This window comes from Actinosynnema sp. CS-041913, from assembly GCF_050942485.1.
GTDB lineage: Bacteria > Actinomycetota > Actinomycetes > Mycobacteriales > Pseudonocardiaceae > Actinosynnema.
In genome coordinates, this window is record NZ_CP192037.1 from 6451956 (window position 1) to 6478912 (window position 26957).

The window sequence follows — 26957 nt, forward strand, 5'->3', positions numbered from 1 at the left end:
AAGAGACTTTCGTACGGTTCCGGGTGAATTCCCATCGAGCCGCGTGTCCGATTCCCGACAATGTCCGGGTTCCCCATTTCCCGACGTTCGGCCCTTGACGACACTCGGGCGTCCACCTAACGTCGCCGGACGTTCGCCCTGCGAGGTGCAGATGTTCCTGCTGGAACCGGTCGGGCTGGGTCAGCGGGACAACGACGTCTACCTCGCCCTGCTGGAACTGCGCCGGGCCACGGTCGCGCATCTCGCCGAGCACGTGGGCGAGTCGCAGGCCGAAGTCCGCGCGGCGCTGGCCGTGCTGCTCGGCGCGGGCCTGGTGCACCAGCTCGGCTACGCCCCCGCCGTCTACATGGTGGTCGCGCCGGACGAGGCGCTGGCCGCGCTGATCCAGCGCCGCCGCGGCGACCTGGCCCGGATGCAGGTGCGGGTGGAGGACCTGGCGCACCGGCTGCGGTCCGGGCCCCCGCGCACCGGGTCGGCGGTGGAGCTGGTCGAGGGCGAGGACGCGGTGATCGCGTCGGTGACCAGGTTGCAGGCGCACGCCCGCAAAGAGGTGCTGGCGGTGGACGCGCCCCCGTACCTGGGCGGCCAGTGGAATCCCAACGACTTCGAGATCACGCAACTGGAGAGCGGCGTCGAGTACCGGTTCGTCTACTCGGCGGACTCGCTGTCCACGCCGTTGCACGTGGCCAACATGCGGCGCTGCGTGGAGGCGGGCGAGCAGGCCCGCGTGCTGCCGGACGCGTCGATGAAGATGCTCATCGTGGACCGGCACACGGCTCTGATGCCGGCGTCCTACCAGCACCCGGACGCGGCCGTGCGCCTGCTGGTCCGCGAGTCCGCGCTGGTCGACGTGCTGGTGTGCTGCTTCGAAGGCATGTGGGCCCGCGCCACCCCGGTCGTGGCGGGCGAGGCGCCGGACGGCGTGCTGGCGAAGGCCGCCGACAAGCCGGGGCTGTCACCGCGCGACGGGGAGCTGCTGTCGCTCCTCGCCTCCGGGATGAAGGACCGGTCCATCGCGCGCGCACTGGGCGTGACCGAGCGGACCGTCGGCCGGCGGGTCACCGAGCTGATGACCGAACTGGGCGCGCAATCCCGTTTCCAGGCGGGTCTGCTGGCGGCTCGGAAAGGCTGGATCTGACCGCGGCGAATGTCGTGCGGTGGCTGCATCAACAGCTCGCACCGCGCGTGAACAGGCCCGACCACCACTGCCCGGCTTCTCCCCACCCGCGCCTTGCCCGGTGTTCCCGCGCGCGTCGAATCGGGGGGCACTAGGCTCCGCGCATGGCGAGGTACTTCGACGTTCACCCGGTCAACCCCCAGCGCCGCAGCATCGACCAGGCGGTGGAGATGATCAGGTCCGACGGTCTCATCGCCTATCCGACGGACTCCTGCTACGCGCTGGGCTGCCGGCTGGGCAACAAGGACGGCCTGGACCGCATCCGGCAGATCCGCCACCTCGACGACCGGCACCACTTCACGCTGATGTGCCGGGACTTCGCGCAGCTCGGCCAGTTCGTGCACGTGGACAACGCGGTGTTCCGGGCGATCAAGGCCGCGACGCCGGGCAGCTACACGTTCATCCTCCCGGCCACCCGCGAGGTGCCGCGCCGGCTGCTGCACCCGAAGAAGAAGACGGTCGGCGCGCGCATCCCCGAGCACGCCGTCGCGCAGGCCCTGCTCCAGGAACTCGGCGAGCCGATGCTGTCCAGCACCCTGCTGCTGCCCGACCAGGACGAGCCGCTGGTGCAGGGCTGGGAGATCAAGGAGCGCCTGGACAACGTGGTCGACGCGGTGCTCGACTCGGGCGATTGCGGCACCGAGCCGACCACCGTCATCGACTTCTCCGACGGCGAGCCGGAAATCGTCCGCCGGGGCGCGGGCGACCCCAGCCGGTTCGAGTGAGCCGGGTCGAGTGAGCCGGGTCGGGTGAGCCGGGTCGCGGCGGTCAGTCGAGCAGCCCGGACGACATGCCGATCCAGAACAGGTTCACCGTCACGTAGACCGCGGTGACCACGAGCGCGGTGACGCTCAGGCTCAGCCGCTGGCCGACCTTCCCGGTGATTTCGCGGCCGACGACCATCTGCCACAGCACGATCACCAGCATCGGGGCCAGTCCGAGGTGCGGCATCAGGAGCAGGGGCAGTGTGTCGGCCACCCGGTTGAGCGGCAACAGCACGAGCATGCTCACCAGAGGCACCACGACCACCGCGACGCACATGAAGCCGGTCATCAGCGCCGGCCTGAGTGTGGGCCCACGGGGTCTCCGGGACAGGAACCAGCTCGCCACCGCCATGCCCAGGGACAACGCGATCATCAGGCACAGCAGGGCCAGCGTGATCGTGCCCTCGGTCAGCTCGGACCACCACGGCAGACTGTCGCGGACCGCCCGCGCGGCCTCCTCGGGGACGGACAGGCCGACCGCTACCTCGGGCGCGTACGGGCTGTTGCCGAACCTGCGCGCGCAAGTCGTCGACTCCGAGCCGTAGGTGGCGGTGCAGTCGACGTTCATCCGGGCGCGATCGGTGTCCACGGTGACGGCGAGCGTCTTGCCGTCGATCGGGACCGCGCAGGTGGCGACGGTCCCGTTCAGGTCGCAGTCGGGGTGCGTGACGGTGAACCGGTCGGTGTGGATGCGGTAGACGCTGGTCGCGGTGGGTGCGACCGGGGCGAGCAGCACCGACACGAGCAACAGCGTTCCGGGGACGAACAGCGGCAGCCAACGCAGCGGGCCCGGTCTGGTGCGGGTGATGGTGGTCATGAGTCAGTCCACCAGCCCGGTCGCCAAGGCCATCATGAGCAGCGTCGCGGACCCGTAGACCGCCGTCGCCACCAGGGCGGAGGCGCTCAGGCCCAGCCGCGCGCCGGTTCTGCCGCTGATCCCACGGTCCACGAGCAGTTGCCACGGCAGCACCAGCGTGAGCGTGAAGCACGGCAGCATCGCCATCGGGAGCTTTTCCGCCACCTGATCGAGCGGCGTCAGCAACACGAGGCTTGCGAACGGCACCAACGCCCCAGCCGCGAACGTCACCACGGCCATCCGCGCGCTGTTCGGGTTTGCCTCGCGCGGACGCCCGGAGAGGAACCAGCTCGCCGCGGCGGCGACGAGCGACATGCCCACCAGTAGCCAGAACAAGGTTCGGGTGAGCGCGCCTTCGCCGACACCGGACCACCAGGGCTGACCGGCGCGCACGGCTTCGGCGGCCTCTTCGGGGACCGTGAAGCCGTTCAGGATGACCGCGGGCGTGAGAATGTCGCCCAGCGTGCGGTCGCGGCTGCACGCGGTCGGCCGGGAGTCGTAGGTGGCGGTGCAGCCCGAGTTTAGCTGCGACCTGTCGTTGTCCAGGACGACGGTGAGCGCCTTGCCGCCGACGGGGACGGCGCAGGTGAGAACCGTGCCGTCGGTGGCGCAATCGGGCTTCATGACGGTGAACTGCGGTGTGGTGACGCGGTACAGGCTGTCCCGGTCCGCCGAGACCGGCATGAGCGCGATGGCCACGAGTAACAGGAATCCGGGAACCGATAAGGGCAACGAGCGCAGCAGACCGGGTCCGCTGCGGGTGATGGTGGTCAAGGTCCACCTCCTGTCACCCGCAGGATCGGCTGCGCCCGTCACCTCGTTAGCCACGGCGCGACAGTCCGGCCCGCCGCGCCATTGGCTACCGCGTTGCCGTCACCGCGCCGCCCGGCGCGAGGCCCGCGGCGGTGTGGTGCCGCCGCCGTCGGGCATGTCGGTCTCCTCCGAGTCGAGACCGGGCCGCTTCCGCGACCAGTCGCCGCGCGTGAAGTCCGGCACCGGCACGGCCATGCCGCCCATGGCGAGCGACCTGACGCTCAGCGGGATGGGAGCGCACCACGCCGCCGAGTCGTACACGTCGATGTCGGGCACCAGACCGGACCGCATGCACTGGACGGTGCGCCACTGCATGATCCAGTCCATGCCGTCGTGGCCGCCGATCGGCACGGGGAACTTCCGCCACAGCCAGTGCTTGTGCTCGTCGCGGAACGGCGCGAAGTCACGCCAGGAGTGGTTGGTGTGACCGGGTTCGAAGTAGACGCGCGCCCCGGACGGCGTGCCCGCGTAGTCCTCGAAGATGCCGCGCGTGCCCGCGATGCTGTTGATCCGGCTGTACGGGCGCGGCGTGCTCACGTCGTGCTCGGTGCGGATCTGGTAGCCCTTGGACGTCTTGATGTGGCAGGTGACCAGGTCGCCGTTGACGTAGGTCTCCTGCCACGACCGGTGATCGCGGGGCACGAACCGCTCGCGGTAGTCCGCGAGGCCGCGCGCGGGCGTGGACACGGCGCTGACCGTGGTGAAGCGGTCGCCCCGGTTGACGTCCATCGCGGCGGCGACCGGCGCGAGGCCGTGCATGTGGTAGAAGCTGGCCTTGCTGCGGGTGTGCCACAGCCTGCGCCAGTCGTCGGTGTAGTAGCCGTCGTCGAACAGCAGCGCCCGCAGGTCGTGCAGGTAGCCGCCGTGCCCGTTGGTGACCTCGCCGAAGACGCCCCGGTGCGACATCCGCAGCATGGCCATCTCGTTGTTGCCGTAGCAGCAGTTCTCCGCGAGCATCAGGTGCTTGCGGGTCTTCTCCGAGGTGTCGACCAGGCTCCACAGCTCGTGCAGCTCGGTCGCGATGGGCAGTTCGACGGCCACGTGCTTGCCGGCCAGCATCGCGTCCCGGCCCTGCGCGTAGTGGAACTCCCAGGGCGTGGCGATGTAGATGCAGTCGATGTCGTCACGGGCCAGCAGTTTCTTGTAGGAGTCGGCGGAACCGCCGTAGACGGCAGGCTTGGCCCTGCCTTCGGCGTCGAGCCGGTCGGCGGTGCGCTGCGCGCGGTCGGTGCGGATGTCGCAGACGGCGGCGACGACGCAGCCGGGCACGGCGGCCCAGCCGGAGGCCATCGAGCCGCCCCGGTTGCCCAGGCCGATCATGCCGACGCGGACGCCCTTCAGCGGGCGGAACGGAACGTCGATCATGGACGCCTGGCCGTGCGGGCGGGGACGCGCGGCGGCGGGGTCGCCGAGGGCCGCCGGCGTGGCGCCGGTCCCCAACGCGACTCCCGTGGCGATGGCTCCTCCGAACAGGGAACGGCGGGAGACGTCGGCCATGAAGGGCTCCTTCGCTTGTTACTTCACGGCGCCGAGGGTCAAGCCCTCGGCGATGCGGCGGCCGAGCCATGCATAGAGCGCGAGCATGGGGAGCACGAACTGGATGAACACACACCGGTCAACAGCTATCTGTCCACCATTCGAGCACGGATTTAGCCAGATAAAGGGGCCTATGTTGCAAAATTATGCAGTATGTTCAGAGCTTTAGTGCAGAAATGCGCACCACCTGGAGGAGGGCCCGTGAGCACCCACGTCGCCGTCGAGATCGCCACCCAACCGGACTGCTGGCGCCGGGCGGCCTCGCTGGCCGACGAGGTCGCGCCGCGCCTGCCCCGACCGGGTGAACGGGTGGCCGTGGTCGGCTGCGGCACGTCCTGGTTCATCGCCCAGTCCTACGCGTGGCTGCGCGAGGCGCGCGGGCTCGGCCACACCGACGCGTTCGCCGCCTCCGAGTTCCCCGGCGTGCGCGACTACGACCGCGTCGTCGCCATCACCCGCTCCGGCACCACGTCGGAAGTGCTGGACCTGCTCAACTCGGTCGCCGTGCCGACAACGGCCATCACGGCGGACGGCGGCACGCCGGTGGCCGACGCCGCCGACGGGCTGGTGGTGCTGGACTTCGCCGATGAGGCGTCGGTCGTGCAGACCCGGTTCGCGACCAGCACGCTGGCCCTGCTGCGGGCGTCCCTCGGCGAGGACCTGTCGGCCGCGGTCGCCGACGCCACGGCCGCGCTGACGGCTCCGCTGCGCCCGGAGTGGACCGGGGCCACGCAGTTCACGTTCCTCGGTCGGGGGTGGACGTGCGGCCTGGCGAACGAGGCGGCGCTGAAGATGCGCGAGGCGGCCGGCGCGTGGACCGAGTCGTACCCGGCGATGGACTACCGCCACGGCCCGATCAGCATCACCGCGCCGGGACGGCTGGCGTGGATGTTCGGCCCCGCGCCCGCCGGGCTGGCCGAGGACGTCGCCGCGACCGGGGGCACGTTCGTGACGAGCACGCACGACCCGATGGCGACGCTGGTCCTGGCGCAGCGGCTGGCGGTGCACGTGGCGGAGGCGGCCGGCCGGAACCCCGACCGGCCCCGCCACCTGACCCGGTCGGTGATCCTGTCCTGACCCCGAGAACCCCGGTTCCGCGGGTGCTCGCGACGCCGGCGCCGGGCACGTGGTGGACGCACCCGGCGCGGCGACTCAGCGACGGCGACTCCGGCACACCGGCGCTGTCCGGTGGCCCCCGGAATCGCGGCGGCGGTCTTCGTGGTCGTGGTCTCGGTGGTCGTGGTCTTCGCGGTCGTGGTCTTCGCGGTCGTGCCGGGGGTGCGTCGCGGCCCGGCGCACCCCCCACACTCTTAAGCCGGCCAAGGCACACCCCCGAAGGTTCGAGCCGGACATGACGCGTCCGGTGACAGGTGGTGGAAGGACCCGCTCAGGTCGCTCCTGTCCTGGTCCCGACTCCGACGCTAGGCCGTTCCGCCGGGCCCGGCCACGCGAGGTAGCACAGACGAGTGACGTGCGAATTCGAGAACCGGTCGAGTTTTCCCGAAGCGCTCCCCCGGACGGTGAGCCGTCGGCAGGAGGAGGACACATGGCCGGACGGACGGCGTGGCTCGCGTTGGTGGCGGTGCTCGGCGCGGTGCTGGTGAGCGGGCAGGCACAGGCCGAGGAGCGCACGAACCTGTTGTGCGCCAACAACACCGGCGACGACGAGCGGATCAACGCGGCCACCGCCGCCAGCTCGCCCGGCGACGAGATCGTGCTGCGGGGGACGTGCCTGATCGACCGCACGGTCCGGCTCGCGGGCGACCGCACCTACCGGGGGCTGTCCCGCAGCGGCACGGTCATCCGACAGGCGCCCGGCGCGAACCTGGACGCGATGCTGGCGAGCGACTCGTACCTGGACAACGTGCCGTGGACCGGCGCCCCGGTCACCCTCCGGTCGCTGACCCTGTTCGCCGACCGGGCGAACAACCCGCGCGCCCGCGACGGCCTCGTGCTGCGGTCCTGGCAGGCGGTCGTGGAGGACGTCGTCGTGCGTGAGAGCAACCGGCACGGCATCCGGGTCACCAACCTGTCCGCCAACCGCACCGCCCTGACCACGACCCAGGTCAACGGCCGCATCACCGGCAGCCACATCGCCGGGTCCGGCGGGCGGGGCGTGCACGTGGAGGACACCGGCAACGCGGTCACCGACTGGCAGCTCCTGGACAACTGGGTCGAGGACTCCGGCGCGGACGGCATCGGCCTGGACAACGCCGCCGGGTGGCTGATCCGCGGCAACCACGTCTACGGCGTGGGCGGTGTGGCGGTGTGGGCGGAGCGGCTGTTCGGCTCGTCGATCACCGACAACTACCTGGAGGACTTCACCACGTCCGGCATCCGGGTGTCGGTGCAGGGCGAGGCGGCGTCCACGGTCAGCGGCAACCGGGTGTTCAAGGCCAACGGCGGGTCGGGCACGTTCGTGGAGACCCGCGTCAACTACGGCGTGGGCAACCTGGCCGTCGTCGGGAACACCATCCGGGGCAACGGCTCCGGCGTGGGCCTGGACTTCCGAGGGCCGAACCTCGTCGTGACGTCCACCGGCAACCTGGTCACCGGCGTCGACACGCCGCGCCGCGTCGGTCCGGGCGTGTCGCTGTCCGCCGGGAGCTGAGCGGGACCACCCGCCCACGACGGGCTCGGCCGACCTCGCCCACCGGCTGCCAGGCAGGACCGACCACCCGCCACGACAGGCTCCGCAGCCCACCACGGCCAGGAGCTGCTAGGCGGGACGGACCACCCGTCTGCGACGGACCCCTGACTCGGCCGCCGACGCCTGCAACACCTGCCGGTGCACCGCGCGCAGGGCGCCTCCGGGATCGGTGCCCAGCTCGTCCGCCAGCAGCCGGCGCACCCGCTGGTAGTGGCCCAGCGCCTCGCCCGTCCGGCCGGTCCGGTGCAGGGCGAGGATGAGCTGCGCCGCCACGCGCTCGTCCAGCGGGTGCGCCGCCACGCGGGCGGTGAGCCGGGCCAGTTCCTCGCCGCCCCGGTCCAGCCGCAGCACCACGTCGGTGCGGTCGGTCTCGACGAGGAACCGCTGCCGCTCGGCCATCGCCCGCAGCGCGGTCAGCCAGGGCGTGTCCAGCCCGGCGAACGCCTCCCCCCGCCACAGCCCCAGCGCCGCGTCGAGCAGCGCCAGCCGCTCGGTGTCGGACCGCGCCCGACGGGCGTCCTCGGTCAGCCGCTCGAACCGCCGCAGGTCCACCGCGTCCGGGTCCGCCACCAGCTCGTAGCAGCCGGTGCGGCGGACCAGCGCCAGGTCGCCGGTGTCCGCCAGCGCCTGCCGCAGCCGGTACAGGTAGCCGTACAGCGCGGCGCGCGGCCGGCGGGGCGGCTCGTCCCCCCACACCCGCGTCACGAGCTGGTCGAAGCTCACCGGCTGGTTGGCCTCCGCCGCGAGCGCCGCCAGGACGCACCGCTGCCGGGCGTGCCCCAGGTTCGTCCGGCGTCCGTCCAGGACCGCCTCGACCGTGCCGAGCAACCGGATCTCCACCGCCATGCCCCCACCTCCCGATCCCCGGTATAGCGGTGCGCGGGCGTTCGGAGCCGTTCGGGCTTGTACGGGGATGTACGTGCAGGTGGGGACGGTGTCCCGGTGTCACGCCGACCACGGGTCGGCCGACGCCGGGACACGCCCTTGTGACACTCGCACCAGTGCCGTGGACCAAATCGCCGATGGAGGGCGGCAGCCGGCTAGAGCAAGCTGTGGGCGTGGAAGATCTCCGGGCGGGGCCGCCGCGGCCCGAGGACGCGACCACGGCCGCCGAGTTCATCACCGCGATGAAGCAACTGCGGCTGTGGTCCGGTTTGACCTTCCGGCAGCTTGAGGGCAAGGCGCAGGCGGCCGGCGACGTGCTGCCGTCCAGCACCACCGCCACCATGCTCGGCCGGGCCACGCTGCCCCGCGAGCAGTTGGTCACCGCCTTCGCGCGGGCGTGCGGGCTCGGCGACGAGGAGGCCGAACGCTGGGTCGCGGCCCGCCGCAGGCTGGCGATGGACCCGGCCGAACCCTCCGACGAGCCGGCCGAGCCCGTCGAGTCCGTCGCTCCCGGGCGGAACTGGTGGCCGCTGGTGGCGGGCGTCGCGGTGATCGCCGCCCTGGCCGCGACGGTGGCCGCGCTCGTCACCCGATCGGATGCCCTGGAGAAGCCGCCGCCGGACGGCCGGTACCTGCTGCGCCCGGCGCACGTGGCCGACCGGGACCTGTGCGTCGGCGAGGGCCAGGAGCGCAACAAGCGCACCACCCGCCCGCTGGCCGTGCAACGGGCGTGCGAAGGGCTGGTGCCGGACACGTACCTGGAGTCCGTGGGCGAAGGCGTGTACCTGGTCAAGTGGCGGCACCCGGTGGAGGGCTGGGGCTGCCTGTCCGTGGACGGCGCGTTCCTGGGCGACGAGGCGTTGATAGCGCCGGAGGACTGCACGGGCGCGGCGCACCAGCGCTTCCTGTTCGAACCGGTGTCCACGCCGAAGCCCCGGGGCTTCGTGCTGCGGCCCGTGCACAGCGGCAAGTGCGTGGGCGTGCTCGGCGGCCCGGCCGACGTCGAACCGGGCGCGGAGCTGATGCAGACCGGCTGCTCGGGCAAGGCAGACCAGGAGTTCCTCATCGAGCCGGTCCGAGGCTGACTGAACCCCCCGCCAACGATTCTCTGTTCTTTGCTTTACGCAGCTTGACGGCAGAAGAGGGACCACAGCGGCGGGGTGACCAGAACCTGCGCAGGTCTGGGCTCAAGCCGGGAACAGCACGCAAATGGACCACATCATCGGAAGCCCTAAAGGCTGCCGGGGGACCGGTGTCAGCGCAACACGCCGCCCGCAGAGCAACCCGCCCAGCCGATCGACTCGCGTACCCAGGAGCAGAACGCGACCTGGCAGCCGCAAGTGCACGATCCGTAGCGCGCGTGGCGTTCCAGCCGTCCCTGGCAGCTTCAGGGCTTATCGATGATGTGGTCCCGTTGCTTGATGTTCCCGGCTTGAGCCCAGACTTCCGTGCTTCTGGAGTGCTTTGAGTCCGTGGTCGCCCTTCTGCCGTCAAGCTGCGTAAAGCAGAGATTCAAACGATGCTCGCTTGGGGTGGGGGTGGGGGTGGGGGTGGGGGTGGGGGTGGCGGTGGCGGTGGTTGGGGCGGTGGCCGGCTGCTGTTGGCTGTGCCGGCCACCGCCTTGGGCCGTGCTAGCGCGGTAGGTATGCCCTGTGCGCCTTGGAGAACTCGAAGCCGTTGAACCTGTCCCAGTTGATCGACCACGTCATCAGGCCGCGCAGGTTCGGGTAGGTGGCCTTGGGCTTGTACGGGCCGCAGTTCGTGCCCTTCATCAGGCAGTCCAGTGCCCTGTGGGTGTCGGCGACGGACGTGAAGCCGTTGCCCGCGTTGACGCTCGCGGGTAGGCCGATGGCTACCTGGTCCTGCCGCAGGCCGGTGAAGAACTTCGTTGCGTCGCCGCGTACCGGGAAGCCGGCCAGCACCATGTCGGCCATCGCGACGTGGAAGTTCGAACCGCCCATCTGGTGGTACTGGTTGTCCAGGCCCATGATGGGGCCGGAGTTGTAGTGCTGGACGTGCAGCAGCGTCAGGTCGTCCCGCATGGCGTGGATGACCGGCAGGTATGCGCCGGCCCTCGGGTCCTGTCCGCTGCCGCCGCCGTAGAACTGGTAGCCGAGTTGGACGAAGAACGTCTCCGGGGCCATGGTGAGGACGAACTTGGCTCCGTAGCGGGACTTCAGCGTTTTGAGCGCGGAGATCAGGTTGACGATGACCGGCGTGGTGGGGCTGCGGAAGTCGGTGTCACCGGAGTTGAGGGACAGCGAGTGGCCCTCGAAGTCGACGTCGAGACCGTCCAAACCGTACCGGTCGATGATCGCGCCCACGCTGCGCACGAACGCGTCCCGCGCCGCCGTGGTGGTTAGCTGGACCTGGCCGTTCTGGCCGCCGATGGAGATCAGCACCTTCTTGCCCTGGGCCTGCTTCTCGCGGATGCCGGCGATGAACTCGGCCTCGGGCTCGACGTTCGGGCACTCCGCGACGGGGCACTGCTGGAAGCGCAGGTCGCCGGAGGTGACGGAGGTGGGCTCGGCGAAGGACAGGTTGATGATGTCCCAGTCCGGCGAGACGTCCTTCATCCGGATGTAGCCGGAGCCGTTGGCGAAGCTGGCGTGCAGGTAGCCGACCAGGACCCGCTTCGGCAGGTCGGTGGGCGGCCGGGTGGTCGTGGTGGTCGTCGTCGTGCTCGTGGAGGTGGTCGTCGTCGTGGTGGTCGACGTCGGCGACGTGGTGGTGGTCGTGGTGACCGTCGGCGCGCCGGTGCAGGCCGCGCCGTTGAGCTTGCAGTTGGCCGGCACGGCGGCGCCGGTGGCGTTGAACCCGAAGGTCACCGTCGCACCGGGCGCGACGGTCCGGTTGTACTCACGGTGGGTGAACGAGTAGTGACCACTCGCGTTGGTCTGGAGCGCGTCCCAGTACGCGGCGACACTGGTGCCGGAAGGCAGGTCGAACTCCACCTTCCACCCGGTGATCGCCTCGCTGGTCTCGTTCTTGATGGAGAACTGGGCGGTGTAGCCGGCATCCCAGGACGCGGTCTTGGTGAACGTCGCGGTGGCCGAGGCGGCGTACGCCGGGGCGAAGCCGACCGCGACCGCGCTCAACACCAACGCACCCACCGCCGCCACCCTCGCCAACAGGACTCTGCGTGACATCAGTCGTTCCTCCTAGCGGTGGGCGGCCTCCAGGTGGTCAAAATTGGACTAGACCATGTCCGCACTGTCAAGGCCGGCGCCGGGGAGACCGGAACGAAGCGCGGAAAAGCTCCCGCCGAACGGGTTTCGGCGATTACCGTCACCAGGGTGCAGATACCGTGGAGAGCCGCGCCGCGCGCCGCGCTGTCGAGCCCGCTGACCCTGCTGGTCAGCCTGGTCACCGCGCTGCTGCTGAGTTTCGTCGTGGCCGCCGCGGTGCTGCATTCGGCCGCGTCCGGGAGCGCCGCCGTGGACTACCAGCAGGACCGGCTCTGCGCCGAGGCGCTGCACCCGTCGTTGGAGACGCGCCTCCCGCCCGAGCAGGTGACGCCGCTGCTGGACGAAGTGCGCCGGACCGTCGGCGACCAGCCGATGCTGCCCGCCACCTACACGCGTGAGGCGCGCGCCGACTTCGGCGGCAAGCAGACCTACGCCAAGTTCGGCTTCCGGCCCGGCGCCACGGACCGCCTGGAGGTCCTCGAAGGCGGTTCCAAAGACGGGCTGTGGGTGCCCAAGAGCATCTCGTTGACCACGGACCTGAAACTCGGCAAGCGCGGCATGGGCGGGAGGCTGCCACCGGTCACCGCCATCTACGCCGACCTGCGCGACCCGCTGGAACCGTGGTGGTGCTCCGAACGGTCGTGGGTCATCCCGAACACGTACGCGAAGTACGACCTGGCGACGGCCGTGGTGTGGATGCCGAGCGCCGAGTCGTTCGCCGACCTCCCGCCCGAGCTGGCCCGGACCGTCGACGTGACCATCCGGTTCCCCAGCGCCCAGCCGCAAACCGTGGACGAGGCCGAAGACCTGCTCGCCACCGGCACCGCACGTGTCAAGCCGATCGCGGACCAGGGCGTCCGGATGGTCTCCCAGCTCGTCCTGCCGGTGGAGAACGCCCACCAGACCGCCGGCAACGTCCGTTCCGCGATCCTCCCGCTGACCCTGATCAGCCTGCTCATCGGCCTGGCCGGCGTGGCGACGGTGACCGTCCAGTGGGCACAGCGCCGGCACGGCGAGCTGCGCCTGCTGTGGGTGCGCGGCTCGGGCCCGGCGGCACTCGGCGGACGCGCCCTGCTCGAACTGGGTCTGCCCCTGGTCGTCGGCGGGTTGCTGGGACTGGGCGTGGCCCGGCTGCTGCTCCCCCTCTACGCGCCGTCGACCGCACTGCCACCGGGCACGATCCCCACCGCCTCGGTGGCCGTCCTGGTCGTCATCGCGCTCGCCATCGCCGTCACCTGGGCGACCGCCGCCGTCCGCATCCACCGCGTGTTCCAGGCCGCCACCGCCGACACCCGGGTCCGCCGCGTGCTGGCCGCCGTGCCGTGGGAGCTGGCCACCGCCGCGCTCGCGGTGTGGGCGTGGAACCGGGTGCAGCACAGCGGGCTGTCCACCCCGCTCAAGATCGGCGGCCTGCCCCGCATCGACGCCGCCGCGCTGGCGTTCCCGTTGCTCGTCGTGCTCACCACGGCGTTGGTGGCGGCCCGGCTGGCGCGGTGGGCGCTCAAGGCCTCGCACCGCACCTCGCTGTGGTCCAAGCCGGCCGCGCAGCTCGCGATCCGCCGGCTGGCGGCGGCGGCCGGACCGGTGACCGGTGTGCTGCTGGTGGGCGTGCTGGCCATCGGCACGATCGCGGTCGGCTCCGGTATCGCCGGCTCGCAGAAGACCGCGCTGGACGTCAAGTCCGGCATGTTCACCGGGGCGGAGAGCATCGCCCAGGTCGACTACGACACCGTGCTGCCGGCCGACCTGCGCGGCACCTCCACCATCGTCGGGGTGAGCGAACTCCCGGACCGCATGGCGCTGGTGGTGGACCCGGGGACGTTCAACGACGGGGCGTTCGGCGAGGACCTCGACCCGGCGCTGCTGGCCCAGCCGCTGCGCGTGGGCACCGCGCCGCGCCGCGAGATCACGCTGCCCGGCCTGCCGCCGATGAACCCCGAGGCGCACCTGCCGTCGTTCCCGAAGCTCGGCACGTTCGGCTGGGTCGTCCCGCGGGACCGGGTGCCGGCGGCGGACGACGTCAGCTCCTGGTGGGTGTGGTCCGCCAAGCCGCTGGGCGAGTTGACGAAGGCGTTGGCGGACAACGGTATCCCCTACCGGAACGTGGGCGAGAAGGCGAAGGCCGTCGCGGGCCTGCCGTTCCTCACGATCGCGTGGACGTTCGGCTTCGTCACGGCGATCGGCGCGGTGCTGGCGGTCGTCGCCGCGATAGCGCTGCTGCTGGCGATCGAGGTCCGGCGGCGGCAGAACGCGGTGTCCGGCGCGTTCAGCACGCGGATGGGGCTGCGCCCGTCGGCCCTGCTGTCCAGCCACCTGCTGGAACTGGGCGCGCTGGCGTCGGCGGCGGTCGCGGTCGGACTGGCCGCGAGTTCGGTCAGCAGCGGGTTCGCCGTGCCGCGGCTGGACCCCTCACCGAGGCTGTTCCCCACACCGGAGCTGCCGAACCTGTTCCCGCTGTTCGGCGCGACGGTCGCGGGCAGCGCGGCGGTGGTGCTGGTGGCGGCGTGGATCGCGGTGCGCGCGGTTCGTTCGGCGCGGATCGGAGAGCTGATCCGTGGCTGACCCGCACGACGTGAAGTCGAAGAGCCGATCCGTGGCCGACCCATACGACGTGAAGTCGAAGAGCCGATCCGTGGCTGACCCGTACGACGAAGGGACGGCGGCCGTGGCCGAGCACGTGTTGCGCCTGCGAGAGGTGGGCGTCGAGTACCGGACGCCCGGCGGGACGGTGACCGCGGTGTCCGATGTGTCGCTCGACGTGCCGTCGAGCGGGATCACCGTGCTCGCCGGGCCGTCCGGGTCCGGGAAGTCGACGCTGCTGCGGGTGCTGAGCCTGGTGGAGCGGCCCACGCTGGGCGGCGTCGAGCTGCGCGGCAGGGGCACGGCGCGGCTGTCGTCCCGGGCGCGGAGGGCGTTGCGGCGCACCGAGATCGCGCTGGTGTTCCAGAACCCGGGCGACAACCTGATCGGCCACCTGACCGTCGGCGACAACCTGCGGGCGGCCTCGCAGGCCGCGGGACGCCCGCCGCGGGTGGACGAACTGCTGACGCGGCTCGGGCTGCCGGACACGGCGGCGTGGAAGGTCTCAGCGCTGTCCGGCGGGCAGCAGCAGCGGCTCGCCTTCGGGTGCGCCCTGGCGCGCGAGGCCTCCGTGGTGCTGGCGGACGAGCCGACGTCCCAACTGGACTCGGCGTCGGCGGACCTCGTGCTGGAGACCATGGCGGACCTCGCCCGGCAGGGTGTGCCGGTGGTCGTCGCCTCGCACGACCCGCGCCTGATCGCGTTGGCGCACACCAGGTACGACCTTCGGAACGGGGCGTTGGCGGCATGACGGCGTTGCGAGCGGTAGGGGTCAGACGGTCGTTCGAGCACGCCAGCGGACCGGTGCACGTGCTGCGCGGGGTGGACTTGGAGGTGTCGGCGGGCGAGCTGGTGACGCTGGCCGGTCCGTCCGGTTCGGGCAAGAGCGCGCTGCTGACCGTGCTGTCCGGGTTCGACCGGGCCGACGGGGGCACCGTCGAGCTGTGCGGCGAGCTGATGACCACGCCCCCGACGTGGCGGGTGTGCGCGCTGCTGCCGCAGGCGCTGGGCCTCGCGGGCGAGCTGACGCTGGCCGAGAACGTCGCGCTGCCGCTGCGCCTGCGCTCGTCCGGACCGGTCGACGTCAGCGCGGTGGCCGAGCTGCTGGAGGAGCTGGGCATCGGCGAGCTGGCCGACCGCTACCCCGGCGAGGTGTCGTTCGGGCAGCAGCAGCGCGCCGCGCTCGCCCGCGCCGTGATCGGGTCGCCGAAGGTGCTGCTGGCCGACGAGCCGACCGCCCACCTGGACCAGGTGAGCGCGCCGACGGCGGTGCGGGTGCTGCGGCGGGCCGCCGACGCGGGCGCGGCAGTGCTCATCGCGACCCACCACGACGAGGTGCACCGGGCGGCCGACCGCACGGTCGTGATGTCGGCCGGGCGGGTGTCCGTAAACTAGTCCGCGATGTCCCGCCGAATCATCGCCCTCGCCCTGGTGCTGCCCCTGGTGGCGCTGCTGCTGATGGTGGCCGACTCCCCGTTCCCGGACCCGATCGGTCCGGGTCCGGACGCTCCGACGGCCATGGTCGCGATGGGTGACAGCACCATGTCGGGCGAGGGCGCGGGCTCCTACGAGCCGGGCACGGACGGTGAGAACGGCAACTGGTGCCACCGGTCGCGCGAGGCGTCGATCCACCACACGAAGGTCGCGGGCGTCGACAAGGTCTTCAACCTGGCCTGCTCGGGTTCGAACGCCGAACAGGTGGGCCTCACCGACCAGGTCCGCAACACCGAGGGCTCGCAGGCCCGGCAACTGGCCCGCATCGCTCGCGAGTACCGCGTCACGACCGTTGTGGTGGCGGTGGGCGCGAACGACGACCCTCGCTTCGCCGATGTCCTGGGGACGTGCCTGCAAGCCTGGATCCAACGCCGGGCCGACTGCTCCAAGGCGCTCACGGACGACTGGCGTGGCCGGGTCTCACGGATGGTGCCGAAGGTCGAGAGTGCTTTGCGGGATATCCGCCAGGTGCTGCGGGACTCGGGCTACACGCCCCGCTCCTACACCTTGGTGTTGCAGTCCTATGCCGCCCCGGTCAGTCCTGATCTGCCGTTCGACTTGCAGAACCTGGCTGGGTGTCCACTGCGGACCGGTGACTTGCGTTGGGTGCGGGAACACGCCGTCGGGGAGCTGTCCGCGGGGTTGCGTTCTGCGGCTTCGGCGGTGGGGGTGCGGTTTTTGGACCTGTCTCAGGCTGGTTCGCGGCATGAGGCTTGTTCTGGTGGGAAGAACCCCGATGGCGAGTGGTTCACCCGGCTCACGGTGGACTTCGCGGGGTTGCGGGACGATGCTCGGGCTCGGCACGCGTTGCAGGAGTCGTTCCACCCCAACGCCCGGGGGCACGCGCAGTTCGGGCGCTGTATGACCGAGTTCCTGAGCACGTTGGTCCGGTCGGCGTCGTGTGTGGTGGGTGAGGACGGGAATCTCACCGTTGTCCAGGACCGGGACTGACCTCGCTTCGGCTGCTTCGCTTCGGCCTCTGAGCGGCTGTGTGGCTACCGCGTGGTGGCTCGCCACTCGTCTTCGAGGATGGCGTAGACGAACTCCTCGCCCCAGTCGCCCTTGAAGACCTCGTGGTGGCGGAAGTGGGCTTCCCGGCGCATGCCCAGGCGTTCCATCACTCGCCAGGACGGTTCGTTGAACGCGTCGCAGGACGCCACGATGCGGTGCAGGCCCAGGTTGTCGAAGCCCAGCCGGAGCATGGCTCGGGACGCTTCGGTGGCGTAGCCGTTGCCGTGGTGGTCCGGGTGGAAGATGTAGCCGATCTCGCCTTGGCGGTGTTCCTCGTTGAGCCACTTGAGCACCGCTTCGCCGATGACCCGGCCGTCCCGCTCCACGGCCAGCGACAGGTGTTCGCCTTCCTTTCCCGGCCAGGTGACGGCGGCCTTCATGGCCAGGCTCTCGGTGGTCTGCTCCGGGGTCTTGGCCTCGCCGTAGAGGTAGCGCACCACGTCGGGCCGGGACTGCCAGGAGTGCAGCGCGGCGTGGTCGGCGAGGGTGAACGGGCGGAGCAGCAGGCGTTCGGTGTGGATGGGGTAGTGGGGTTTCGTCACGTCGTCCAATCTACGAGAGTCGGGCGCGTGACGCGGGTTGTCCGGTTACAGCTCGGCCAGGGCGGTCACCGGGGATTCCACGCAGTCCGCGACGAACCGCAGGAATCCGCCCGCCGTGCCGCCGTCGCACACCCGGTGGTCGAAGGCGAGGGTCAACTGGGTGACCTTGCGGACCGCCAACCTGCCGTCGACGGCCCACGGTCGGTCGATGATGCGGCCGATGCCCAGGATCGCCGCCTCCGGGTGGTTGATGATCGCGGCCGAGCCGTCGACGCCGAAGACGCCGTAGTTGTTGACCGTGAAGGTGCCGCCGGTCAGCGACGTCGGTTGGAGCCGGCCTTCGCGGGCGGACGTGGCCAGGTCGGTGATGGCGGTGGCCAGGTCGGACGTGGTCATGGTGTGCGCGTCGCGGACCACCGGGACCAGGAGGCCTCGGTCGGTCTGCGCGGCGAAGCCCAGGTGCACTTCGTCCAGCACGACGATCTCGTCGCCTTCGACCCGCGAGTTGAGTTCGGGGAACTTCCGCAGACCCAGCACCGTGAAGCGGGCGAGGAGGGCCAGTAGCGACACCGACGGCATCGCGGCGCGGGCCGTCAGGAAGTCGGTGGCGTCGACGTCCACCCACACCGTCGCCTCGGGGATCTCACGGCGGGAGGTCGTCAGCTTCTCGGCTACCGCGCCGCGCAGGCCCCGCAGCGGGATGCGTTTGCCGGGCTGTCGCCCGGTGGTGGGGGGCGGGGCTTCGGTGGCCGCCAGTTCGCGCTCCACGTCCGCACGCCGGATCACGCCGCCGGGGCCGGTGCCGGCGATGCGGTCCAGGGCCAGTCCGTTCTCCTTCGCCATCCTTCGCACGAGTGGCGAGATGACCGCCGGGGCGTTCGTCCGGGTGGGCGCGAGCGGTGCGCGGTCGGAGCCGGCCGGCGGTGCGGTCGCTTGGGTGGGCGTGATCGGGGCGGTCGTCGGTGCGGTCGCCTGGGTGGGCGCGATCGGCGCGCGGCCCGAGCCGGTCGGCGGTGCGGTCGCCTGGGCGGGCACCGAGACAGCGGTTCCCCGACCTGGGCCTCGGCGGTTGGCACGGCGGCGGCGTGGGGAGTCCGAAGTGCCGTAGCCGATCAACACGTTGCCCGAGGACTCGCCGGACGCCGGCTCCTCCGCGCCCACCGACAGCAGCACGGACCCGACGGCCAGCTTCTCCCCCGGCTCGCCGAACCGCGCGCTCACCACGCCCTCGAACGGGCACGGGACCTCGACCACGGCCTTCGCCGTCTCGACCTCCACCACCGGCTGGTCGACCGACACGTGGTCGCCCACGGACACCAGCCAGGTGACGATCTCGCCCTCGGTCAGGCCTTCGCCCAGGTCGGGCAGCCGGAAGTCAGGCACCGTAGCTCCCCACGACCTCGTCGTCCCACTGGAGCCGCGCGACGGCGTCCAGGATGCGGTCCACGGTCGGCAGGTGGTACTCCTCCAGCTTCGGCGGCGGATACGGAATGTCGAACCCGGTCACCCGCAGCACGGGCGCGTGCAGGTGGTGGAAGCACCGCTCGGTCACCCGCGCCACCACCTCCGCCCCGTACCCGCCGAAGCCGGCCGCCTCGTGCACCACCACGGCCCGACCGGTCTTGCGCACGGACGCGCACACGGTCTCGTCGTCGAACGGCGACAGCGAGCGCAGGTCCACGACCTCGACGTCCCACCCTTCCTCGCGCGCCGCCTCGGCGGTCTCCAGCGCGGTGGCCACCATCGGCCCGTACGCGATCAGTGTCACGTCCGAGCCGGTCCGCCGCACGAGGGCGCGGTCCATCGGCACGGCCACGTCCGACAGCTCGCCCTTGGCCCAGTACCGCCGCTTGGGCTCCAGGAAGACCACCGGGTCCGGCGACGCGATCGAGTCGCGCAGCAGCCGGTAGGCGTCGTCGGCCGTGCCCGGCGTGACGACCGTCAGGCCCGGTGTGTGCGTGTAGTAGGCCTCCGACGAGTCGCAGTGGTGCTCGACGCCGCCGATCCCGCCGCCGTAAGGCACCCGGATGACGACCGGCAGCGACACGGCCCCACGGGTGCGGTTGCGCATCTTCGCCAGGTGGCTGGTGATCTGCTCGAACGCCGGGTACGCGAACGCGTCGAACTGCATCTCCACCACGGGCCGCAGCCCGTTCATCGCCATGCCGATCGCCGTGCCGACGATCCCGGACTCGGCCAGCGGCGTGTCGAACACCCGCGCCTCGCCGAACCGCGCGGCCAGCCCGTCGGTCACCCGGAACACCCCGCCCAGCGGCCCGACGTCCTCGCCGAACACCAGCACGCTCGGGTCCTCGGCGAGCGAGTCGGCCAGCGCCCGGTTCAGCGCGGCGCCCATCGAGAGCGTCATGCCAGTTCCTCCGCCAGCGCGGCGGCCTGCTCGCGCAGGTGTGCAGTGGGCGTGGCGTAGACATGCTCGAACAGCGACGCGGGGTCGTAGGAGTGGTCGACGTTCAGCTTCGCCCGGACCGACGCGGCGAACTCCTCGGCCTCCGCCGCCACCGCCGACCGCCGTGCGGCGTCCAGCAGCCCGCGCGAGGTCAGGTAGGCCTCGATCCGGTCCACGGGGTCGCGGTCCAGCCACGCGGCGACCTCGTCGGCGTCCCGGTAGCGGGTCGCGTCGTCGGCGTTGGTGTGCGCCTCGATCCGGTAGGTCAACGCCTCGATCAGGGTCGGCCCGCCCGCCTCCAGCGCCTCGCGCACCACCGCGTAGACCGCCGCGACGTCGTTGCCGTCCACCAGCACGGACGGCACGCCGTATCCGACGCCCTTGTGCGCCAACGAAGGCGCGGCGTTCTGCTTCGACATCGGCACGCTGATCGCATACCCGTTGTTCTGCACCAGGAACACGACCGGCGCCCGCCACACCCCGGCGAAGTTCAACGCCTCGTGCGTGTCCCCCTCGGACGTGGCCCCGTCGCCCAGCAGCACGAGTGCCGCCGTGTCCTCGCCCTTGAGCCGCGCGGCGTGCGCGAAGCCGACGGCGTGCAGGCTGTTGGTGGCCAGCGGCGTGCACTGCGGCCCCACCCGGTGCTCGTACGGGTCGTAGCCGAGGTGCCAGCCACCCTGGAGCAGCGTCAACGTCTCCGCCGGGTCCACTCCCCTGGTGACCAGCGCGACCGAGTCCCGGTACGTGGGGAACAGCCAGTCCTCCGCGCGCAGCGCCGACACCGAGCCGACCTCGCACGCCTCCTGCCCGCGCGACGACGGGTACACGGCCAGCCGGCCCTGCTTGGTCAGCGCGGTGGCCTGCGTGTCGAACCGCCGGCCGACGACCATCCGGCGGTGCAGTTCCAGCAGCACGTCGTCGTCCGGCATCCGCAGCGGCGAGTCGGCCACCGGCGAACCGTCCTTGTGCAGCAGCGCCAGCGGCTCCCGGGTGGGCAGCAGCGACCGCTCCCTGGTGTGCACCATGGCTCCTCCGACGCTCGGGTGACGACGAGCGCATGGTCCAGGTCACACTGACCAAGCTTCCAGTTCTGGGCCGGAATTCCGGACGAATTGCCGCGCAGAAGGGTTATGGTCGGCCATATGACGCCCAGGTCTGGACATTCGGCCCCACTGGATGCCACCGATCGCCGCCTCGTGGAGGAGCTGCGCGCGGACGGCAGGCTGTCCATGCGGGCGCTCGCGGACAAGCTGCACATCTCGCGCGCGAGCGCCTACTCACGGGTGGAGCGGCTGCACCGGGACGGCGTGATCACCGGCTACACGGCCGTGGTCGACCCGGAGCGCTACGGCTTCGGCATCTCGGCCTACGTCTACCTCAAGATCAGCCAGCACTCGTGGAAGGCGGTGCGGCAACGCGTGCTGGAGATCCCCGAGGTGTGGCACGGCGCGCTGGTGTCCGGCGACTACGACCTGGTCCTGCTGGTCCGCGCGCCGGACGCGCACAGCCTCCGCGACCTGGTGCTCAGCCGACTCCAGACCATGCCCGACGTGACGTCCAGCCACACCGTGCTCATCCTCGACGAGCTGCCGACCGACGGTCACCAGCCGAAGTTCTGAGTCCAGTACAGCCCGTACGCCCCGCCCCGCGCCATCCCGACACCCAGCGTCCTGAGCTTGCAGTTGAGGATGTTCGCCCGGTGTCCGGGCGACTCCATCCACCCCTTGACCACGGCCTCCGCCGTGCGCTGGCCGGCGGCGATGTTCTCGGCCCCCGGCGCGGGGTGGCCGGCGGCCTTGACCCGGTCCACGAACGTGCGGCCGTCCTTGGACTTGTGGTCGAAGTAGTTCTGCGCGGCCATGTCCGCGCTGTGCCCGCGCGCGGCCTTGTCCAGCCGCTCGTCCACGCCCAACGCCGGGCACCCGTTCGCCGCGCGCTCGGCGTTGGTCAGGTTGAACACCTTGGCTTCGGAGATCTCCACGTCCGTCCTGGTCGGCGCCACCGGCTCCGGAGCGGGTTCCGCCACCGGCTCGGGAGCGGTCGTCGTCGTGGAAGGCGGCGCCGGCGTGGTGGACGGCGAGTCGGACGCCGACCGCGCCGGCGGGTTGGCGTGCGACGTGGTGCGCACGGTGGTGGTGGCCGTGGCGGTCACCAGGCCGACGTCGCCGGAGTCACCGCACCCGGCGAGGCCGGGTCCGGCCGAGGCGACGAAGGCGACCACGACGACACACCGTGCACTGCTCATGCGCGACACGCGGGAAACCTCATCTGCATTCGGTGGCAGTTCGGGCACGGCGACCGCGCGAGCGCTTCTTCGCAGGGAAAGCGCGCTGCGGTCGCCGCACCGAAGGGGGAACCGGGCGGACCGGGCAAGGGGGAGAGCGCTGCGGTCGGCTCCAATTCCGAAAATAACCATATCCGCCGAAACCGCATTGTCAACACGGCACTTTATTTAAGGAACATTTAAAGGTGCCATCAGGTAACGCAAAGAAAAGCCGGGCTAGCCTTCCTGCTCGGGCAGCCGGGTCAGGTGCAGTTGGACCCGGGTGCCGCCGAGCGGCCCGCGGTCCACGACCAGCGAGCCCCCGGTGGACTCGGCCGCGCGGCGGGCGATGTCGAGTCCGAGGCCGGTGGAGCCGGCGCTGCTGCTTCCACGGCGCAGCGCCGCCTCCAGGTCCACGATGCCGGGTCCGGCGTCCTCGATGACGATCACCACCCGGTCGGGCTGGTGGAACAACGCGACGACGAACCCGACCCCCTCCGGCGTGTGCCGGAAGATGTTGCCCAGCACCACGTCCATCGCGGCGGCGAGGTCGGTCCGGGTCAGCGGCACGAACGCGCTCCGCTCGGTCCCCCGCATGTTCCACCGCCGCTGCTGGTCGTCGGCCAGCGCGGACCAGAACACCAGCCGGTCGTGCACGACCTGCGCGGCGTCACAGCGCCCGCCGTCCGGGTCGTCCAGCTCGTGGCGGGCGGCCCGGATCAACTCGTTGACCTCGCGCTCCAACGCGTGCACGGCCTGCCGGACCCGGTTGGCGTTGGTATCGGCGCCCAACGTCTCGGAATCCAGCCGCAACGCGGTGAGCGGCGTCCGCAACCGGTGCGAGAGATCGGCGAGCACCTCCCGCTCGGCGGCCATCAACTGCCCGATCCGGTCGGCCATCCGGTTGAACGCACCGGCCGCGTCCACCAGTTCGGGCGGCCCGGTCTCGGTAGGCGTGACCCGAGCCGCCAACTCCCCCTGCTCCATCCGCCGAGCCCCGTCCGCCAACGCCTTGGACGCCTTGACGACCCGAGCCCCGAGCCGATCGGCGACCAACACGGAAGCCAACACCACCAACACCCCGACCCCGCTCAACGCCAACCAGGCAGAAGTCACCCCGCGCGACAACTCGGCCTCGGGCATGAACGCCTCCACGACCACAACCCGCCCCTTGTCCAGGACAACCGGCTGGAGGTGCACGCGACCGTCCGGAACAACCGCGCGAAACGCCAACCCTTGGTCACGAGCGGTCGCAAGCTGCTCGTCGGTCGCCTTGGCCGTGCCGACCACCCGCCCGTCCGCCAGGTGCACGGAAACCTGCCCACCCGTGGACGCCAGGGCCTGCTCGACGATCGCGGGATCAACGGTGATCGCCAACACCGGAGTCAGCGCACCGGCCTGCCGCTCGGCGCCGTCCATCGCACGGTCCTCGGCAAGCCGGCGGACGACCAGGGCGAGCGGGATCAGGAAGGCCAACGCCACCATCGACGTGACAGCCAACGAGACGAGCGCCAGCGACTTCCTCACTCGGCCGCCGTCAACTTGAACCCGACACCACGCACGGTGTGCAGGTAACGCGGCTGGGCGGCCCGCTCCCCCATCTTCCGACGGAGCCACGACAGGTGGACGTCCAACGTCTGGTCGTCATGCCGACCGGGCAGGTTCCACAGATTGGCCAACAACTCGGCCCGAGGAACCACTTTGCCTTCACGAGCGGCGAGATAGGCGAGCAGATCGAACTCCTTGCGGGTCAACTGAAGCACCCGAGCCCCCAACCGAGCCTCCCGCCGATCGAGGTCGACACTCAACTCGCCAATCCGGATAGGCCCAGGAGGAACATCCTTGCGAGCCCGCCGCAACACCGCCGACAACCGAGCGGCGAGGTGCTCACTGGAGAAGGGCTTGACGAGATAGTCGTCCGCCCCGGCATTGAGCACCCGAACGATCGAAGCCTCATCGTCACGCGCAGTAGCCACAATAACCGGCACATCACACACCCCCCGCAACATCCGAAGAGCGTCGGCACCGTCCATGTCAGGCAGTCCAAGATCGAGAACAACCAGGTCGAACCGCCCGGCAGTGATCTCCCGCAAGCCCTCCAACGCCGTCCCGACCGGCAGCACAGCATGGCCCAACCCAGTCAACGCACGGGTGACAGCAGACCGCACAACAGGGTCATCCTCGACGAGCAACACCGAGACCATGGCGCGCACCGTAACGCCAACCGCCACGAACAGGTGACCACCCCACCCACCAACCACACGAGACGACACACCAGCCCAACCGTGCGTGAGCACCCAACAAGCAGCCTGCGCGAGCACAAAGAAGGGGCCTCGTGTTCTCCCCGTATGGCCTGCCCGCAGGGCAACCGCGCTTGTCAAGGAGGTGCAAGCACGCTTTTCGCTTGCGCCTCCTTGACAAGTGTGGTGGTCTTTGACCAGGTCATACGGGGAGAACACGACGCCTTGCCCTTCCTCCCCGGAGGCCTGCCCAGCGGCGAGCGCCCGCTCTTCGTCTTGAAGCGGTCGCGACTGCCCATAGACGAAAAGCTAAAAGCGTCCTCGCCGGACCGGCAGGCCGCCAAGGATGTACACAAAAGCAAGACTCGGGCGTCGTGTCATCCCCGCATGACCTGGTCAAAGACAACCACCCTTTTCCTGGGAATGCAAGCGAAAAGCGTGCTTGCATTCCCAGGAAAAGCGCGGTTCCCTGCGGGCAGGCCATACGGGGATGACACGCAGCCCACCTGAGGGTGTGCGCGGGGCGCGCGTCCTACGACGAAGCTCCCGCCTCGCGGTCTCCACTCGCGTCCGGGTAAGCCAAGAACAAGGTGTTCACCGTGCGCGTATCCGTGCCACCCTCGGAGTACTTGGCCAACAACGCCAAGTACTCCTCGAAAAATGCCTCAAGCTGTTCCAGTGAAACCCGAACCGTGCCCCGGGAATAAGGGAACGCGTCGCCCCACCCGCCATCGTCGGCAGCATCCGCCCGTGCCCGCTGGAAAGCCTCCACGTCCTCGGCGAACCCACGGGCGTCCATATCCGCCAACACCGCCCGCACCTGCGAGTCCTACGCGCTGCGCCGAGGAAACCGGATATCGGCGGGCACCGCCCGCCACCACCGCTCCCGGCCGTGTGCCCGATCCGGCATCTCCTCCACGAACCCGTGTCGAGCAAGCTCCCGCAGGTCGTAGCTGGTGGCGCCGGTGTTCAGGTCCAGCGCACGCGCCAACGAGGCCGAGGTGGCAGGCCCGTCCCGATGCAATCGATCAAGCATCTGCTGCCAGCGGGGGATGAGCGAGCGCCTTCAGCTCCGCGAGGTCGGTGATCATGCGCGGCTGGTCCGGCAACTCGACGCCCACCACCGCGAGCACCACACCTTCTGGCCGTACACGGCAGCCGAGACGTCGGGGCCGATCACCGACTCCCCCCGGCACTGCGCCCACTGGCCCACCCCGCGCCACAGCCCACCGGTCCGAGCGGGCCACTACCCGGCCGTCCCGGTCCTGGCCATCAGCGGCGAGTTCGACATCGGCACCACCCCGGCGCACGCCGACACCATCGTCGCCCGGTACCCGAACGCCCGCGCGGTCACCGTCCCGTACGGCCGGCACGGGCTGTTGCTGGGTCTGTCGCCGGCGGCGAACTGCGCCCAGGCCGCGATGCTGGACTTCCTGGCGAACCCGCGCACGGACGTCCCGGTGGACTGCACCGCCCGGACCCACCGAATGCTCGGCCGGTTCCCGACCACCGCGCCCCTGCCGACCGGCGGCGACCTGACGGACGGGCAACGCGAGCGGATCGCCGCCGCCGCCCACACCGCCGAGGACGCGCTGGCCCTGCTCGACCCGGAAGCCGCCGCGCCCGCCGCGTCGGAGCCGGGGCTGCGGGGCGGTCGGCTGACCATCACCCCCGACGGCATCACGCTCGATGCCGCCCGCTTCACCGACACCCCCGTCTCAGGGGCCGTCGGACTGGACGGCACGACCGCCACCTTCACCGCCCCCGGCCTCGAACTGACCTGGACACCGTTCCGCGCCGGAGACTTCACGCAGGTCAGCGGCACGGTCGACGGTCAGGGGTTCGCCGTGGAGGTTCCGCCGGCAGGATGACCGCGTGACCAGAGGACTGCAGTACCTGGCGGCGTGGTCGGCATCGACCGCCGTCGCGGTGGCGCTGTCCTGGCTGGGCATCCGGTTCGTGCTGGACGCGGGCGTCCCCGAACGCCCGCGTCTGGTGGCCGGTCCGGTCCAGCAGTCCACGGTGATCCCGACGACCACCACGACAACGACGACGACAACGACCACCACGACCACCACCACTCAGCCCGTGATCGTGACGACCGAACCACCCGCGACAACGACGACCACCACCGCCACCACGACGACGATCCCGCTGCCATCCGAACAGGGCGCGTGGGTCGAGCAGAACGGCGAGCAGGTCTACCTGCGCAGCTTCCGCCTCCAAGGCGGCGTGGCGGCGATCCGGTTCTCGGCGACCGACATGGAGCCGATCTCCGCCACCCCGCGCGAGGGCTTCGCGACCAGCATCGAGCAACCCGCCAGCGCCGTGGTGGTCGAGTTCGCCGGCTTCGGCCACCGTTCCCGCCTCGAAGCGAGCTGGATCAACGGGCCGCAGTGGCGGGTCCTGGAAACGCGCTGATCCTCCGCCTGCCCGGACGCGACCGGGCAGGCGGGCCCGGACGCACCCGCGCACGCCCCCGCGCACCCGTCCGAACGCACCCGCGCACCCGTCCGAACGGACCCGCGCGGGGCCAGGCGCCAAGTGGTTC

At 71.0% G+C, this 26957-nt stretch carries 26 protein-coding genes; 12 read left to right on the forward strand and 14 right to left on the reverse strand.

What is annotated here, in order from left to right; all coding sequences use genetic code 11:
- Window positions 1-151: 151 nt before the first annotated feature.
- Together ACQPZF_RS28620 and ACQPZF_RS28625 are read left to right on the forward strand one after the other, a co-directional pair.
- Entirely contained in the window at window positions 152-1138 is a 987-nt protein-coding gene (locus tag ACQPZF_RS28620) for a helix-turn-helix domain-containing protein (RefSeq protein ID WP_433262120.1), read from the forward strand.
- Between the two features lie 143 nt (window positions 1139-1281).
- Window positions 1282-1902, forward strand: coding sequence for an L-threonylcarbamoyladenylate synthase (locus ACQPZF_RS28625; RefSeq protein WP_433262122.1), 621 nt, complete (start codon window positions 1282-1284; stop codon window positions 1900-1902).
- 43 nt (window positions 1903-1945) lie between these two features.
- On the opposite strand, the gene ACQPZF_RS28630 is transcribed toward ACQPZF_RS28625, so the two are convergent.
- From ACQPZF_RS28630 to ACQPZF_RS28640, 3 genes are all read right to left on the reverse strand, one after another.
- Window positions 1946-2758 carry a hypothetical protein gene (locus tag ACQPZF_RS28630; protein ID WP_433262124.1) on the reverse strand — a complete coding sequence of 271 codons (813 nt, stop codon included), beginning with the start codon at window positions 2756-2758 and terminating at the stop codon, window positions 1946-1948.
- Window positions 2759-2761: 3 nt separating this feature from the next.
- On the reverse strand, window positions 2762-3571 hold the full coding sequence (locus ACQPZF_RS28635) for a hypothetical protein (RefSeq protein WP_433262126.1): 810 nt from the start codon (window positions 3569-3571) through the stop codon (window positions 2762-2764).
- 99 nt (window positions 3572-3670) lie between these two features.
- Window positions 3671-5107 (reverse strand): Gfo/Idh/MocA family protein, encoded by a 1437-nt coding sequence (locus ACQPZF_RS28640; RefSeq protein WP_433262128.1) that lies wholly within the window; start codon window positions 5105-5107, stop codon window positions 3671-3673.
- A gap of 240 nt (window positions 5108-5347) precedes the next feature.
- Here ACQPZF_RS28640 and ACQPZF_RS28645 point away from each other — a divergent pair, with 240 nt between their 5' ends.
- Together ACQPZF_RS28645 and ACQPZF_RS28650 are read left to right on the forward strand one after the other, a co-directional pair.
- Window positions 5348-6223, forward strand: coding sequence for an SIS domain-containing protein (locus ACQPZF_RS28645; protein WP_433262130.1), 876 nt, complete (start codon window positions 5348-5350; stop codon window positions 6221-6223).
- 469 nt (window positions 6224-6692) lie between these two features.
- Window positions 6693-7757 carry a right-handed parallel beta-helix repeat-containing protein gene (locus tag ACQPZF_RS28650; protein ID WP_433262132.1) on the forward strand — a complete coding sequence of 355 codons (1065 nt, stop codon included), beginning with the start codon at window positions 6693-6695 and terminating at the stop codon, window positions 7755-7757.
- Window positions 7758-7865: 108 nt separating this feature from the next.
- Here ACQPZF_RS28650 and ACQPZF_RS28655 read toward each other — a convergent pair whose 3' ends face one another.
- Window positions 7866-8642, reverse strand: coding sequence for an AfsR/SARP family transcriptional regulator (locus tag ACQPZF_RS28655; protein WP_433262134.1), 777 nt, complete (start codon window positions 8640-8642; stop codon window positions 7866-7868).
- 212 nt (window positions 8643-8854) lie between these two features.
- On the opposite strand from ACQPZF_RS28655, the gene ACQPZF_RS28660 reads away from it, so the two are divergent.
- Window positions 8855-9766 carry a helix-turn-helix domain-containing protein gene (locus tag ACQPZF_RS28660; RefSeq protein ID WP_433262136.1) on the forward strand — a complete coding sequence of 304 codons (912 nt, stop codon included), beginning with the start codon at window positions 8855-8857 and terminating at the stop codon, window positions 9764-9766.
- A 546-nt stretch (window positions 9767-10312) separates the two neighbouring features.
- On the opposite strand, the gene ACQPZF_RS28665 is transcribed toward ACQPZF_RS28660, so the two are convergent.
- On the reverse strand, window positions 10313-11830 hold the full coding sequence (locus ACQPZF_RS28665; protein ID WP_433262138.1) for a chitinase: 1518 nt from the start codon (window positions 11828-11830) through the stop codon (window positions 10313-10315).
- A gap of 147 nt (window positions 11831-11977) precedes the next feature.
- Between ACQPZF_RS28665 and ACQPZF_RS28670 the strand changes: the two genes are divergently transcribed.
- The 4 genes from ACQPZF_RS28670 (at window position 11978) to ACQPZF_RS28685 (ending at window position 16894) form a co-directional block, all read left to right on the forward strand.
- Entirely contained in the window at window positions 11978-14431 is a 2454-nt protein-coding gene (locus tag ACQPZF_RS28670; RefSeq protein WP_433262140.1) for an FtsX-like permease family protein, read from the forward strand.
- A gap of 70 nt (window positions 14432-14501) precedes the next feature.
- A complete protein-coding gene (locus ACQPZF_RS28675; protein WP_433262142.1) occupies window positions 14502-15200 on the forward strand; it encodes an ATP-binding cassette domain-containing protein in 699 nt (232 codons plus the stop codon).
- Window positions 15197-15844 (forward strand): ABC transporter ATP-binding protein, encoded by a 648-nt coding sequence (locus ACQPZF_RS28680; protein WP_433262144.1) that lies wholly within the window; start codon window positions 15197-15199, stop codon window positions 15842-15844. The genes ACQPZF_RS28675 and ACQPZF_RS28680 overlap by 4 nt, the downstream gene beginning before the upstream one ends.
- Before the next feature lie 6 nt (window positions 15845-15850).
- Window positions 15851-16894: a GDSL-type esterase/lipase family protein gene (locus tag ACQPZF_RS28685; protein ID WP_433262146.1), complete on the forward strand. Its 1044-nt coding sequence runs from the start codon at window positions 15851-15853 to the stop codon at window positions 16892-16894.
- 44 nt (window positions 16895-16938) lie between these two features.
- On the opposite strand, the gene ACQPZF_RS28690 is transcribed toward ACQPZF_RS28685, so the two are convergent.
- Genes ACQPZF_RS28690 through ACQPZF_RS28705 form a run of 4 tightly spaced genes read right to left on the reverse strand, consistent with a single transcriptional unit; the run spans window position 16939 to window position 20928 of the window.
- Window positions 16939-17496, reverse strand: coding sequence for a GNAT family N-acetyltransferase (locus ACQPZF_RS28690; RefSeq protein WP_433262148.1), 558 nt, complete (start codon window positions 17494-17496; stop codon window positions 16939-16941).
- A 45-nt stretch (window positions 17497-17541) separates the two neighbouring features.
- Window positions 17542-18879: a dihydrolipoamide acetyltransferase family protein gene (locus ACQPZF_RS28695; RefSeq protein WP_433262150.1), complete on the reverse strand. Its 1338-nt coding sequence runs from the start codon at window positions 18877-18879 to the stop codon at window positions 17542-17544.
- A complete protein-coding gene (locus ACQPZF_RS28700; protein WP_433262152.1) occupies window positions 18872-19864 on the reverse strand; it encodes an alpha-ketoacid dehydrogenase subunit beta in 993 nt (330 codons plus the stop codon). The genes ACQPZF_RS28695 and ACQPZF_RS28700 overlap by 8 nt, the downstream gene beginning before the upstream one ends.
- Window positions 19861-20928: a thiamine pyrophosphate-dependent dehydrogenase E1 component subunit alpha gene (locus ACQPZF_RS28705; protein ID WP_433262154.1), complete on the reverse strand. Its 1068-nt coding sequence runs from the start codon at window positions 20926-20928 to the stop codon at window positions 19861-19863. The genes ACQPZF_RS28700 and ACQPZF_RS28705 overlap by 4 nt, the downstream gene beginning before the upstream one ends.
- A gap of 105 nt (window positions 20929-21033) precedes the next feature.
- On the opposite strand from ACQPZF_RS28705, the gene ACQPZF_RS28710 reads away from it, so the two are divergent.
- Entirely contained in the window at window positions 21034-21522 is a 489-nt protein-coding gene (locus ACQPZF_RS28710; protein ID WP_433262156.1) for an Lrp/AsnC family transcriptional regulator, read from the forward strand.
- Here ACQPZF_RS28710 and ACQPZF_RS28715 read toward each other — a convergent pair.
- The 5 genes from ACQPZF_RS28715 to ACQPZF_RS28735 form a co-directional block, all read right to left on the reverse strand.
- Window positions 21504-22148, reverse strand: a complete 645-nt coding sequence (locus tag ACQPZF_RS28715; RefSeq protein WP_433262158.1) for a CAP domain-containing protein — start codon at window positions 22146-22148, stop codon at window positions 21504-21506. The genes ACQPZF_RS28710 and ACQPZF_RS28715 overlap by 19 nt on opposite strands.
- Window positions 22149-22403: 255 nt before the next feature.
- Window positions 22404-23693, reverse strand: coding sequence for a HAMP domain-containing sensor histidine kinase (locus tag ACQPZF_RS28720; protein WP_433262160.1), 1290 nt, complete (start codon window positions 23691-23693; stop codon window positions 22404-22406).
- Window positions 23690-24370 carry a response regulator transcription factor gene (locus ACQPZF_RS28725; RefSeq protein WP_433262162.1) on the reverse strand — a complete coding sequence of 227 codons (681 nt, stop codon included), beginning with the start codon at window positions 24368-24370 and terminating at the stop codon, window positions 23690-23692. The genes ACQPZF_RS28720 and ACQPZF_RS28725 overlap by 4 nt, the downstream gene beginning before the upstream one ends.
- Before the next feature lie 568 nt (window positions 24371-24938).
- A complete protein-coding gene (locus ACQPZF_RS28730; protein ID WP_433262164.1) occupies window positions 24939-25226 on the reverse strand; it encodes a hypothetical protein in 288 nt (95 codons plus the stop codon).
- A 9-nt stretch (window positions 25227-25235) separates the two neighbouring features.
- The gene (locus ACQPZF_RS28735; RefSeq protein ID WP_433262166.1) at window positions 25236-25442 is read right to left on the reverse strand and encodes a helix-turn-helix domain-containing protein; all 207 of its coding nucleotides are present in this window, start codon (window positions 25440-25442) and stop codon (window positions 25236-25238) included.
- Between the two features lie 16 nt (window positions 25443-25458).
- Here ACQPZF_RS28735 and ACQPZF_RS28740 point away from each other — a divergent pair, with 16 nt between their 5' ends.
- Window positions 25459-26277: an alpha/beta hydrolase gene (locus ACQPZF_RS28740; RefSeq protein ID WP_433262168.1), complete on the forward strand. Its 819-nt coding sequence runs from the start codon at window positions 25459-25461 to the stop codon at window positions 26275-26277.
- Between the two features lie 4 nt (window positions 26278-26281).
- Entirely contained in the window at window positions 26282-26827 is a 546-nt protein-coding gene (locus tag ACQPZF_RS28745; protein WP_433262170.1) for a hypothetical protein, read from the forward strand.
- Window positions 26828-26957 lie beyond the last annotated feature (130 nt).